Source organism: Bacillus sp. XT-2 (assembly GCF_025696525.1).
GTDB classification, from domain to species: Bacteria; Bacillota; Bacilli; order Bacillales; family Bacillaceae; genus Bacillus; species Bacillus halotolerans.
In genome coordinates this window covers 25,965-38,763 of the sequence record NZ_JAHVOC010000010.1, presented here as the reverse complement: position 1 = coordinate 38,763, position 12,799 = coordinate 25,965, and the positions used below count along the sequence as shown (strand labels likewise).

At 43.3% G+C, this 12,799-nt stretch carries 9 protein-coding genes and 2 pseudogenes; 7 read left to right on the top strand and 4 right to left on the bottom strand.

Annotated features, from left to right (window positions below):
- Positions 1–6: 6 nt before the first annotated feature.
- A pseudogene (locus tag KXD37_RS24175) lies at positions 7–323 on the bottom strand (HIT domain-containing protein).
- Between the two features lie 350 nt (positions 324–673).
- Between KXD37_RS24175 and KXD37_RS20995 the strand changes: the two are divergent.
- The 4 genes from KXD37_RS20995 (at position 674) to KXD37_RS20980 (ending at position 5,059) form a co-directional block, all read left to right on the top strand.
- On the top strand, positions 674–1,699 hold the full coding sequence (locus KXD37_RS20995) for a Gfo/Idh/MocA family oxidoreductase (protein ID WP_254518065.1): 1,026 nt from the start codon (positions 674–676) through the stop codon (positions 1,697–1,699).
- Positions 1,700–1,791: 92 nt separating this feature from the next.
- A complete protein-coding gene (locus KXD37_RS20990) occupies positions 1,792–2,796 on the top strand; it encodes a LacI family DNA-binding transcriptional regulator (protein ID WP_103671992.1) in 1,005 nt (334 codons plus the stop codon).
- Between the two features lie 82 nt (positions 2,797–2,878).
- On the top strand, positions 2,879–4,222 hold the full coding sequence (locus tag KXD37_RS20985) for a sugar porter family MFS transporter (RefSeq protein ID WP_216394951.1): 1,344 nt from the start codon (positions 2,879–2,881) through the stop codon (positions 4,220–4,222).
- Between the two features lie 15 nt (positions 4,223–4,237).
- Complete coding sequence (locus KXD37_RS20980; protein ID WP_263463728.1) at positions 4,238–5,059, top strand: sugar phosphate isomerase/epimerase family protein; 822 nt, start codon at positions 4,238–4,240, stop codon at positions 5,057–5,059.
- A 53-nt stretch (positions 5,060–5,112) separates the two neighbouring features.
- On the opposite strand, the gene abc-f is transcribed toward KXD37_RS20980, so the two are convergent.
- From abc-f to KXD37_RS20965, 3 genes are all read right to left on the bottom strand, one after another.
- Positions 5,113–6,762 (bottom strand): ribosomal protection-like ABC-F family protein, encoded by a 1,650-nt coding sequence (gene abc-f, locus KXD37_RS20975; RefSeq protein ID WP_127695881.1) that lies wholly within the window; start codon positions 6,760–6,762, stop codon positions 5,113–5,115.
- 318 nt (positions 6,763–7,080) lie between these two features.
- A complete protein-coding gene (locus KXD37_RS20970; RefSeq protein ID WP_188323570.1) occupies positions 7,081–8,460 on the bottom strand; it encodes an amino acid permease in 1,380 nt (459 codons plus the stop codon).
- Positions 8,461–8,638: 178 nt separating this feature from the next.
- Positions 8,639–9,148: a DinB family protein gene (locus KXD37_RS20965; RefSeq protein WP_105955105.1), complete on the bottom strand. Its 510-nt coding sequence runs from the start codon at positions 9,146–9,148 to the stop codon at positions 8,639–8,641.
- A gap of 167 nt (positions 9,149–9,315) precedes the next feature.
- Between KXD37_RS20965 and KXD37_RS20960 the strand changes: the two genes are divergently transcribed.
- The 3 genes and pseudogenes from KXD37_RS20960 to KXD37_RS20950 all read left to right on the top strand — a co-directional run.
- Positions 9,316–9,774 (top strand): MarR family transcriptional regulator, encoded by a 459-nt coding sequence (locus tag KXD37_RS20960; protein WP_024120373.1) that lies wholly within the window; start codon positions 9,316–9,318, stop codon positions 9,772–9,774.
- Positions 9,771–12,428: an MMPL family transporter gene (locus KXD37_RS20955; RefSeq protein ID WP_263463727.1), complete on the top strand. Its 2,658-nt coding sequence runs from the start codon at positions 9,771–9,773 to the stop codon at positions 12,426–12,428. Before KXD37_RS20960 ends, KXD37_RS20955 begins: the two co-directional genes overlap by 4 nt.
- Positions 12,429–12,465: 37 nt before the next feature.
- Positions 12,466–12,760, top strand: a pseudogene (locus KXD37_RS20950) (SDR family oxidoreductase); the annotation flags it as partial.
- Positions 12,761–12,799 lie beyond the last annotated feature (39 nt).

The window sequence follows — 12,799 nt, the reverse complement described above, 5'->3', positions numbered from 1 at the left end:
AGCTGCTTACTTAAGCGGTTTCCCAAACACAATATGCCAATGCAGATGTTTAGAGTCCTGGTAAGCTCCTAAGTTAGTGATCACACGGCATGCACCTTTTTCTTCCGTCACTATGGAAGCGACCTTTTGAATGACACCCATTCACATCATGGTCGTTCTCTTCCAGGGTGATCATGAGGAGATATGTTTCTTCGGGACAGCCACAATATGGACTGGATAAAAAGGGTTTGTATGATAGTAAGCCAATACGTTATCTGCCTCTAATACCTTATTTGCTTCGTTTTGCCGCTAAATACGTCATCACAGTAAAAGTCTTCAGTCATATGATCCATCCTCACTTTATTTCATTTTCTCTTCTGCTTTTCTTCATTACCTCTCTTCTATATATGAGAAGTTTCCATCTGAACGATCAGGGGCCGCACACCCTTGGTATTTTTTTGCCCCTGAACCCTTAGTCATTGCAGGCTTAATCGACGGCTAAAGGAGAGGTCTGCTTTACACACAGCAAAAAAAGATTGACCTCAAAAATGTAAGGGGTTACAATTGAAACCAGTTAGGAAAGACTTTCCCTATATTAAACGTATTTAGAAATATTTTTAGGGGTTATTTTTTATTCTATAATGATATTAAAGAGAAAGACTTTCCTTATTTTCGCAGAATGGGAGTGGTACTGATGGGGAATGTACAGGTTGGGCTATTAGGTGCGGGACGGATGGGAGCTTTTCACGGAGAAAGTATTGCGTTCCGTGTGAAAGGAGCAGATTTGTATGCGGTTGCAGATCCGGTTCCGGGGAATGCAGAAGCATTTGCAAAAAAGCTCGGCTCAAATATTAAAGCGTTTACGGATCCGTTAGACATGCTGGAGCATCCGGCTATTGATGCGGTCATCATTGCGTCGCCAGCAAGGACGCATGCCGCAAACATTATTGCAGCGGCAAAGAAGGGGAAAGCTGTATTTTGCGAGAAACCGATGGCTGTTACGCTGGAAGAAGCGGATGAGGTCATCAGAGCAGTAAATGAAGAATCTGTTCCGCTCCAGGTCGGTTTTAACAGACGTTTCGCTAAAGGCTTTCGCAGTGCATATGAAGAAATCCGTGCAGGAAAAATCGGCACACCACAGTTAATGCGTTCCATCACAAGAGATCCGGCACTCGGCGATCCGACTTCAATTCCTCAATGGACGATTTTTTTAGAAACGCTGATTCATGATTTTGATACCTTACTCTTTCTCAATCCAAATGCAAAGCCAATTGAAGTCTATGCCGCGGCCGATGCTCTTGTCAGACCTGATTTTAAAGACAAAGGATTGTTGGATACTGCAGTTGTCACGATCAAATTTGATAACGGAGCGATTGCAACGGCGGAAGCGAACTTCCAAGCCGTTTATGGATATGATGTCCGCGGAGAAGTGTTCGGATCTGAAGGCATGCTGACCATCGGAGATATCCGCCATACAAACATGACAAGGTATAATAAAGACGGAGTCAGCTACAACACGATTCGCTACGATCAGGACTTATTATTTGATGCTTATGTTGATGAGTTACAATCATTTGTGGATGCCGTTCGAAATCATAAGCCAACCTTAGTTACAGGCGAAGATGCGCGTGCGGCACTTGCCATTGCCGCAGCTTGTATAGAATCTTGCAAAACGAAGCGGCCTGTTACACTAAAAAACGGAGTGCCGCAAACGGTTTGAGTTTTTGATAGAAGAAGCTCCTTTTTAAAAAGAAATTCTGGTAAGCATTCGTTTATACTAGAGAGGATCTATTTTATAAAGGTGGCCTTCTTATGAAAACAACCATTTATGATGTTGCTAAGGAAGCAAACGTTTCAATCTCTACGGTTTCAAAGGTTCTTAATAACACCGGCAATATAAGTGAAAAAACGAAAAATAGAATTTGGAAAGTGATTGAGGAGCTTCAATATCAGCCAAGTGTTGTGACTTCAGCCAGAAAAATGATGAAGACCATCGGGCTGCTCATTCCTGACATCGCCAATCCGTTTATGGCCGAACTGGCCAGAGCCGTGGAGGACAGCGGCCGTAAAAAGGACTTCAGTGTCATCATATGCAGTACGGACAATCATTCGCTGAGAGAAGAAGAATATATCACCATGCTGAAGCAAAAGCATGTAGACGGCATTATTGTGGCGACGGGTCTCAAGAACAGTCAGGCGATACGCGAGCTGATTGAAAGCGACATGCCGGTTGTCATGCTGTCGAGAGATATACCGCATCTGCCTGTAGACACTGTAGTGGCGGATGATTTTAAAGGGGGATACGAGGCAGCTGTCCATTTAGCCCATTTAGGGCATGCAAATATAGCTGTCATAGCAGAAAAGATTAACAATACATCAATCAAAAATCGTGTCATCGGCTTTAAAGAAGGACTGCAGGTTTCAGGAATCCAAATCGATGAATCAGCCATTCTGGACTGTCCATATGACTTGTCAGCCAGTAAAGACATCAGTTTAAAGCTGCTTAATCAAAAACATAGGCCGACGGCTGTCTTTGTGACGACTGAGCTGCTTGCTTTAGGCGTTTTACAGGCTGCTAGGCAGCTTCACATTTCTATTCCTTCATCTCTTTCTCTAGTTGGGTTTGACAACAGCATCCTTGCAAAGATCAGTGATCCCCAATTGACGACTATCGCACAGCCGACTGAAGAAATGGGAGAAAAGGCAATCGAACTGCTGATGGACGGCATGGCCGATTCAAAACAAAAGAAAGTGATACAGCGTGTGATGCTGTCTCCTTCATTAATCGTGCGGAATTCAACGGCGTCACTGTTATGACCCTGTATTTTGGGGGATCTTTCTCTTAAACGAAGGGATATCCCCTCTTAAACGTTAAATACAATCAGTCGGAGGTGTCTTAATGACATCCAAAAAGGCCTATATCAGTCTTATTTATTTTTTCGGGGCATTAGGAGGTTTGCTGTTCGGGTACGATACGGGTATAATATCCGGCGCGCTGCTGTTTATTAGAGAAGACATGGAGCTGACTCCATTTTTAGAAGGATTGGTTGTCAGCGGAGTACTGATTGGCGCTTTAGCCGGGGCAGCCTTTTGCGGAAGATTTTCCGACCGCTATGGCAGGAAAAAAACAATCATCTGGCTAGGTGTGCTTTTTACAATTGGAGCCATTGGAACAGGCTTAGCTCATAATATCGGAATATTATTACTATTCAGAATGGAATTAGGTGTAGCAGTTGGAGGAGCTTCGGCAATTGTTCCTTTGTATCTGTCAGAAATGGCGCCTGCCGCGATCAGAGGCAGAATCGCTTCATTGAATACATTGATGAATTCTTTCGGAATTCTCATGGCGTATATTGTAAACTTTGTTTTTTCATCTTCGGGCAGGTGGGATCTGATGCTTCTATTAGCAGTGATTCCCTCCTTCATTCTCATGGCTGGCATGTTTTTTATGCCTGAAAGCCCGCGATGGGTGCTGCAGAAAAGAAGTGAGGATGAAGCACGCCATATTTTGCTTCTGACGAGAGATCCGAAAACAATCGATGCTGAGATCCGCAGTATGAAGGAGATTAAGACGAAGGAACGTGTTTCCATATCAACATTATTATCCCCGGCAATCAGGCCGATCTTATTTTTAGGTATTGGGGTCGCCATCTTTCAGCAAGTAATAGGCACGAATACGATTATTTATTATACACCGACCATCTTAGAAAATGCGGGGTTCGGCGCTTCCAGTGCCATTGCAGGAACCATTGGCATCGGCATTATCAATGTCTTATTTACGATCATCGGCTTGCTGCTGATTGATATGATAGGGCGAAGAAAGCTCATGCTGATCGGCAATGTCGGAATGTCTTTGGCACTTGGTATTTTGGGCATCAGTACGCTGTTCTTTCATGCACCCGATTGGCTGCTGTTATCCTGCTTATGCTTGTTTATGGTAGCGTATTCAGCGAGCTGGGGAATGGTCGTTTGGGTTGTGCTGGCTGAAATTTTTCCGTTGCAGGTCAGGGGAACGGCGCTGGGAATTGCTAGTACCTGTCTGTGGCTGGCAAATATTGCAGTGTCGCTGTCCTTCCCGCTGCTTTTAGATCTGATAGGTACAGGTGCTTTATTTCTCATGTACGGCGCCATTGGTGTACTTGCCTTTCTCTTTGTTTATCAATATGTGCCAGAGACAAAAGGCAAATCATTGGAACAGATTGAAGGAGAAATCATGTCAAAGAATACAGCTTCATCTTTCTAAAAGGAGGATTTCAATATGGGAAGAGAATATGGGTTATGCTTATGGACTTTCGGCAGCATTCCATTTGAACAAAAATGCCGGCTGGCTGCAGAAATCGGAGTAGATGGGGTTGAGGTCGAAGGGGATATTTCGCTGAATCCGAAAGACATTGCCGACACATTGGCTGCTCATCAAGTAAAGGTTTTATCGGTAACGCCAAGGAATGTGGATATTTCAAGTGCGAATGAAGAAGTTCGTTCAAAGGCTGTGCAGTATTTCTTAGATTTACTGGATTGGGCTGTGGATTTAGGGGCTCCCCGTATCTGTCTTCACGGCGATGTCGGTAAAGTGAGAGGGAGCGGTGATGATACAAGGGATTGGAGTTTACTAGTCAAAAGCGCTAAAAGGATCATGGCTAAAGCGGAGGAATTACAGATTCAGGTGGTATTTGAAGTGCTGAACCGATACGAAAATCACCAAGTGGTCACTTGTGAAGAAGCTTTACAATTCATTCGCGATGTCAGCAGCCCCAATCTCGAAGTACTTCTCGATGCGTATCATATGAATATAGAAGAAGCTGATCCTGTAAAGGCCATTAAATTGGCAGGGCAGAAACTCGGAGTCTATCACGTGGCTGATTCAAATCGCCAGGCGATCGGAAACGGCCATGCGAATCTCAAAGAGCAAATCGAAGCGCTTAATTTTATCGGTTATAAAGGTCCGATAATTATGGAGATGGTGGCGGCTGGACCGGATCCGTTTACTCCGATGAAAGGAAATGCCTATTTGGAAGTAGCGGCAGGGTATTATAAGTCATCATTAGAGACATTAAGGTCATGGGAAGGCTTGAAAATATAAAGAAAAAAGGACAACGGCTGTTGTCCTTTTTAATGCCGCTTGAACATTCCTGCTCAGTTTTTTTTATCTTGATGATCAAGCTCTTTCATCCGTTTCGTAAGCTCATTGAAGGCCTGATCCAGCTCCTTGTACCCTTTATCATTTGGCGTCATAAAACTGAGCTTTCCCAGCACTTCTTGTCTTTCTGTCTCAAGCTTTAAACGAAGCTCCTCCCGGTCATTTCTTTCTGAAGGAACGTCATTCAATTGCTTTTCGATACCATTGTTTGAAATAACGAGTTTGCTGTTCGTTGTTTTCTCGAGAAAATAACGGTCGTGTGAAACCACAATCAGTGTGCCGCTGTATTGTGACAGTGTTTCTTCCAGCTGTTCGCGTGACGGCAGGTCGAGGTGATTGGTCGGTTCATCTAATATCAGCACGTCTTTTTCCTCTAAGATATAAGCCATCAGCTTGCACTTTACACGCTCGCCCATACTCATATGTTGAATTGGTTCTGTCCATTGAGAAGCGGTAAATCCCAATCGCGTCATGATATTCTGGACATTTCCTCTCGCCTCGAACGTGTCTTGATAAAATAACTCCTCCGGTGTTTGTTCTAAAGGCAAATCAAATACTTCCTGTGTTAAATAACCGATTTTTGCTGATGGTGATATCCACACCTTTCCCTCAGCCGTTTCCTGTCCAAGAATGACTTTCAATAAGGTTGTTTTTCCGCTGCCGTTCGGGCCTGTAATGGCAACCTTTTCTCCGTGCTGAATCGTAAAGCGGGCGTTTTGAAACAGTGTCTTTTCGCCAAATGACTTCGTCAGATGTTGAACCTCCAAAAACCGTTTTCCTGTTTTATGAGTTGTATCAATTGAAAAACGAACAGTATATTCCGGATCGACAGGCTCAGCCTTTGTTTTTTCGAGTTCTTTTTCAAGCCGCTTTTGTTTCGATTTGATCTGGGCATCTGTGCGCTTTGCTTTTACACGATGGTATTCTTTAAACCCTTCCTTTTTCGTCGATTGTGCGTGGGCTTTTTTCGACCATGAAGTGAGTTCTGTCATTTGTGCTTCAATCCGTTCAATCATTTTCTGCTGTTTTTCATATTCGCGCTGCTGTGTCAGTCTTTTTTCTTTCCGGAACTTCATGTAACCAGAGTAGTTCCCTTTGTATTCAGTCAGCGTGTGGTCCTCGATTGACCATATTTTCGTGGCAGCTTCATCTAAGAAATACCGATCGTGCGAAACGAGAATGACAGTGCCGCTAACATTTTTCAGCTGCTGAATGAGAAATTGCAGGCTTATGTCATCAAGATGGTTTGTCGGTTCATCTAGCAGGAAAAGGTCTGCATCCTCTGATAGCCCTTTTGCCAGCCGTGCTTTCAGTTTTTCTCCGCCGCTTAACTGGCTGAAATCACGGGCTGGCACGTGCCATTTCTCCAGCAGTTTCACTTCGGCAGGTGTCTGATTCTCAAAGGAATACGATTCAGTCTCCTGTTCAACCAGCACCGTTTTTAAGCCGTGCTGCATCCATTGGATTTGTCCCTGTGACGGAATTAAGTCCTTGTTGATCAGGTGAAGCAGCGTCGATTTTCCAGCCCCGTTTTTGCCGATAATCCCAATGATATCGCCTTGCTGAACGCTGACATTTACGTTTTTAAAAACGGTAAGATCCTTCACTTCATAGCTGACGTTTATAAGTTTTAATTGTTCTTTCATCTATATCCCTCGCTTTAAGGGAGAACAAAAAAATCCTCCCAAATGTTTTGGAAGGATTAGCCGTGCCTTTGCCATGATTAAATAAGCTATTCTTCAGAAATAGCGTACGTATTTAGAAAATGGGCAGACTAATCCTATTTTTTATGATTTGAAATATGCGATTTCAAACGTTAAAAATAAGATTAGTTAATCATTGTCCACCCATCATCCCTTCTCAATTTATTACAAACAATATAGCATATTTTTTAATTCGAAAGCAAAGGTCATTTTCATCAAAAAAGCTCCTGCTCTCATTTCTGAGGCAGGAGCTTAAAAGGGTTATTGCTGCTTTAATTTTCTTACTTTATAAATCACAATCAGCAAAATAAACCAAACCGGTGTAACAAATAAGGAAACCCGAGTATCCTGTGCTAATGCCAGTACAACAAGGACAAACGCCAGGAACGCCAAAATTAAGTAATTCGTAAATGGATAAAGCGGCAGCTTAAATTTGTTTGCTTTCGCCAATTCAGGTCTTGTTTTACGGTATTTCATATGGCAGATAACAGTAATTCCCCAAATATAGATAAAACATACGGTGGAAATACTTGTGATCAAGGTGAATACGCCTTCCGGCATGATGTAGTTCAATGTGACACCGATTAAAATCACGATAGCTGAAAAGAACAATGCATTTCTCGGTACCTTGCGCGGTGTCAGTTTCGCCATTGATTCTGGCGCATTCTTGTCTTTCGCCAGTGAATAGACCATGCGGCTTGTACTGAATACAGCGCTGTTGCAGGCTGAGGCAGCTGACGTTAATACAACAAAGTTGATAATGCTTGCCGCACCGACGATGCCGACTGCAACAAAGACCTGTACGAATGGGCTTTCGCTGGGATTGATGACATCCCATGGATAGATGCTCATAATCACAAGAAGCGCCCCAATATAGAAAAGCAGCACCCTTACAGGGATATTGTTGATCGCCTTAGGGATGACTTTTTCAGGGTTTTCTGTTTCACCCGCTGTAAGCCCGACGAGTTCAATGCCGACAAAGGCAAACACAACCATCTGGAACGAGAGGATAAATCCGTGTATTCCATTCGGGAACATGCCTCCGTGGTTCCAGAGATTTGAGAAACTGGAAACACCTGAACTTGTGGAAAAGCCTTTGAAAATCATAAAAAGACCGATCATAATCAGCGCCAAGATGGCAATGACTTTAATTAATGCAAACCAGAATTCCAATTCTCCAAACAGCTTGACGGTAGCCAGGTTCATAATCAGTAAAATAATAAGAGCGATTAAGCCCGGAACCCATTGCGGCACACCGGGAAGCCAATACTGTGTATATAGCCCGACCGCAGTTAAATCGGCCATCGCGATTGAAATCCAGCAGAACCAGTAGGTCCAGCCTGTGATAAATGCGGCCATATCGCCTAAATAATCCTGAACAAAATCAACAAAAGAGTGATAGTTCAGATTAGACAACAGCAGTTCTCCAAGCGATCTCATAATTAAAAAGCAAATGATCCCCGTGATCATGTAAGCAAATAAAATTGACGGTCCTGCAAAGTGTATCGATTTTCCCGAGCCGAGAAACAGGCCTGTCCCAATGGCTCCGCCGATCGCAATAAGCTGGATGTGCCTGTTTTTCAGGCCTCTCGACAGTTTCTGCTGATTTATATTAGGATCTTGCGTCTTGTCGTCTGTCACTTTGTGTGTTCCTCCATTGAAAATTGTTTAAACATGTTTTTAGATACTATTATAACACTAAAATTTCTATCTTTTTTACTATACAGGAAATATGGAAGGAAATTTTAAGGTTTATCGATTCATCACAAGATACGAAAAAAGCGGCTAAATCGTGGGAGCCGCTTTTGTTTACGCCATTTTATGATTTTTTCATATACAGATAAAGCCCATAATCAGTCGGAGCAGATGCGTACCCTATCTGACGCAGCATCGCTGTTATGTTGCCGCGGTGATATGTCCCGTGATTTACAACATGCGGCACCAGTTCAGAAGCAGTCGTTTTCATGATTCCGCCGGCGGGATTTTCAATCTGAAGGGGTTTATGGATCTGTTCCTTTTGCTTGAAAAAAGCTGTATATCGCTCGGACAACTTTAGAAACAGGGCTTCCATTTCCGCTAGCTCCTTCGCCACTGTCTGGTCTTTAAGCTGTTCAGCTAATGCCAAAGCATGGTTCATGCTTTTTCCGGAAAACACTTCCACCCAGCCGAGATCAGAAAGATAAACATGGGACAATACATGGGATATTGACGGGAACACACTTTGGATCTCCTGACGATAAACCTCCTGTGGAAGCTCTTTTAATCGATTAAACATTTGCTGATGAGCCCATACGTTATATTCATACAATTGTAATGCTAGATCAGACATGTGAATTTTCCCCTTTCGCGTTTATCATTTCTATTGTATACGAACAAACATTCTTTAGGGAATTTTCTGTAAATAAAATGTATTGACAGAACATAGTTTAGAGGGATAAACTATGTAGCATCGATCGAAAGTTTAGGGGTGTAAACTAAAATGCAGGAGGAAAGACGTTGAATGAACAGAAGCTATGCCAAGCGATAAATCTTTTCGTAGAAGTTTTACTTGAAGGTACAGAGTTTGTACATCATGAAGTCGATCAGGATGTATTCAAACACATCTCCAGAGAACAGGCCGACCTGTTAAAAATTTTAAAAGTCAAGGGCCCATCTTCTCCCGGCAGCCTGGCCATGTATCAAAACGTGCATAAGAGCGCGATTTCTAACCGATTGAAGAAGCTGCTGGAAAAGGGATTGGTTGAGTGGGATGACTGTCCGGTAAAAAGTGATAAACGCACGAAACGAATCAAAATTTCAGAAAACGGTGAAAGCATTATCGAAGAATTGGATTCAGCTATCTTTAACGCGCTCAAAGAGCTGATGCACGATATAGATGAGGAGCACTTACAATCATTCATTGACATATTTACCATTCTAAAAAGCAAATTTAAAGGAGGGGATCTTCCGGAATGAAATCGATTGTCAAATTCAAATGGGCCATTGCGGCGGTTATCTTAGCGCTGACTGTTATATTGAATTTATTTTCTCCCAACTTAACGGAGCTGGCCAATCAAAAGGGGCAGGCACAGCTGCCGGCTGATTCCGTTTCAGAAAAAGCAAATGCTATTCTGAAAAAAGCCGGAGAAAACAATAATTCGATAAGCATTGTCTTTCCATTAGATCGTGCGCTAAATAAAGATACAGAGGGTCAGCTCCGCAGCATGATCGATAACATCAAAAAGATTGATGGTGTTGAAGAGGTAACATCTCCGCTGACAGGTGAAAAAGAAATCAAAGATCAATTGATTTCAAAGGATAAGAAAACCATTCTTATTCCCGTAACGATCACCGGATCTGATAAGAAAGCGGAAAATATTGCCGATGATATTTATCAAATCGTTCCCGATGATTTGACGGCATATATTACGGGAGCGTCTCTTATCAATCAGGATTTTGCGCACAGCTCAGAGGATGGGCTTAAGAAAACGGAAGTGATCACAGTCTGTTTGATTATCGGCTTGCTGCTGATCGTGTTCCGCTCTGTTGTGACGCCTTTAATCCCGATTGTGATTGTCGGTTTCTCGTATGTAATCAGTCAATCTATACTGGGCATTTTAGTTTATAATGTTGATTTTCCTATTTCGACATTTACCCAAACCTTTTTAGTTGCCATCCTGTTTGGGATTGGAACAGATTACTGTATTCTTCTTCTGACTCGTTTCCGTGAAGAACTGGCAAACGGGCATGACAAAAAAGAGGCAACCCTTATTGCTTACCGTACAGGCGGAAAAACATTGTTTATCAGCGGGTTTGCGGTATTGATCGGGTTTTCTGCCCTTGGTTTTGCAAAGTTTGCCATTTTCCAATCAGCTGTGGGAGTTGCTGTCGGGGTTGGCATTTTAATGATCATCCTCTTCACTCTGCTGCCTTTATTTATGGTGACGCTCGGTGAAAAGCTCTTCTGGCCGTCTAAGAAAGTGCTGTCGCACAATGACAATAAATTGTGGGCGTTTCTCGGCAGACATTCTGTTGCCCGTCCGTTTCTGTTTCTCGTTATAACAGTCATCATCACGCTTCCGTTCATTTTGACCTATGATGACCAGATTTCATTTGATTCAACGGCGGAAATCAGCAGCGATTACAAATCCATCAAAGGTCTTGAAGCCATTAAGGATGGGTTTGGTGAAGGAAAAGCATTTCCGGTGAATGTGGTGATAAAAGGAGACAAGGATCTCACTACCGCTGAGACGATCCCTTATCTCGGAAATATCAGCAAAGCCATTGAGAAAGTCGAACATGTTGATTCCGTCATGACCATTACCCAGCCGACGGGTGAAAAAATCAAAGATTTATATATTGATAAACAGCTAGGCTCTGTGTCAGACGGACTGGATAAGACAGTAAAGGGAATTGCTGATGTCCAAAGCGGGTTAACGGATATTGAAGATGGGCTGAATCAAATGTCCGGGCAAACCGGAACGGCCGCGAATGGCAGCTCCGGAGGCTCACTGTCAGATGCAGCTGACGGTTTGGGAAAAATCAATCAGCAGCTGCAGCTTGTCAGCAAACAGCTTTCTCAAACCGGCAATACCGCACAGGCGGTGCCTCAGCTCACAGCAATCAGCGGACAGCTTGGACAAATTCAAACCGGACTTGAGCAAGCAAACGAGCAGCTTTCAGGCCAGCAGAAACAGGCCGGAACGCTGACAGAAAGCCTGAATCAGCTTGCCGAAGGTGTGAAGAGTGCAAATAATGGACTGACAAAAATCACCGACGGGATTACGGCATCCAGTGATATGTTAGAGGACATGAGCAAAAGCTCAACCGTTCGGGATACGGGGATTTTTATTCCTGATCAAGTCATGAAAGATAAGGATTTTAAGAAATCAATTGATCGGTATTCCTTTGCAGACGGCAAGGGAGTGCAATTAAGCGTCGCCTTGGAGTCAAACCCGTATTCAGAACAAGCGATTACGACCATAAACCAGATCAAAAAAGCGGTAGCCGGCGAAGTCGGCGGCACGCCTCTGGAGGACACTCAAATAGTTTACGGCGGGGTAACGAGCGTCAATGCCGATTTAAAAGAGCTGTCTACAACGGATTTCTCCAGAACGATGGTCATCATGATTCTCGGGCTGTTTATCGTCTTGACAATCTTGTTCCGTTCAATGGTGATGCCGATTTATATGATCGCTTCACTGCTGCTTACGTATTACACTTCAATATCAATGACGGAATTGATTTTTGTGAATATCTTGGGCAATGATGGAGTCAGCTGGGCGGTACCGTTCTTCAGTTTTGTCATATTGATCGCGTTAGGGGTAGATTACTCGATCTTCTTGCTTGACCGCTTTAAAGAAGAGGTTCAGCTTGGCATTCATCAAGGTGTCATCAGGTCAATGAGCAAAATGGGCTCTGTCATCATCACCGCGGCTATTATTTTGGCCGGTACATTCGCGGCGATGATGCCATCAGGCGTCAATACGCTGATGCAGGTGGCAAGTGTCATCATTATCGGGCTGCTGCTTTACGGCCTTGTCATTCTTCCGCTCTTGATGCCGGCAATCATTGTGACATTTGGAGAAGGAAACTGGTGGCCGTTTGGCAGAAAGAAAAATATAGAATAGAAAAAAAGAGTGGTGACAATTCATTTGTTCATCACTCTTTTTTGTAGATGGAAGAGGCACGTTTTTCACCTGTCAGCAAGCAATGGAGGAACAGGGGAGAATCATCAACTTTTCTACATCTGTTGTCGGTCAAATGTTTCCGACATACAGCATATGCGGGAACAAAAGGCGCTTGGGCAATTCACCCGTCAGCTCGCCAAAGAATTAGCCGTGAAACAAATCACCATTAATGCGGTACCGGAAGATATCGCAAATGTGATTGAATTTTTAACGAGCGAACAATCCAATGGATCACAGACCAAACGATCCGTGTGAATGGCGGATTTATTTAAAATGAAAAAGCTCCCAAGAGTCATTCTTGGGAGCTTTGT

Excerpts from the sequence above, each read along its gene's own strand:
- KXD37_RS20980 (WP_263463728.1), top strand. The coding sequence starts at position 4,238 with ATGGGAAGAGAATATGGGTTATGCTTATGGACTTTCGGCAGCATTCCA.
- KXD37_RS20965 (WP_105955105.1), bottom strand. The coding sequence starts at position 9,148 with ATGTCTGATCTAGCATTACAATTGTATGAATATAACGTATGGGCTCAT.
- abc-f (WP_127695881.1), bottom strand. The coding sequence starts at position 6,762 with ATGAAAGAACAATTAAAACTTATAAACGTCAGCTATGAAGTGAAGGAT.
- KXD37_RS20995 (WP_254518065.1), top strand. The coding sequence starts at position 674 with ATGGGGAATGTACAGGTTGGGCTATTAGGTGCGGGACGGATGGGAGCT.
- KXD37_RS20985 (WP_216394951.1), top strand. The coding sequence starts at position 2,879 with ATGACATCCAAAAAGGCCTATATCAGTCTTATTTATTTTTTCGGGGCA.
- KXD37_RS20955 (WP_263463727.1), top strand. The coding sequence starts at position 9,771 with ATGAAATCGATTGTCAAATTCAAATGGGCCATTGCGGCGGTTATCTTA.
- KXD37_RS20990 (WP_103671992.1), top strand. The coding sequence starts at position 1,792 with ATGAAAACAACCATTTATGATGTTGCTAAGGAAGCAAACGTTTCAATC.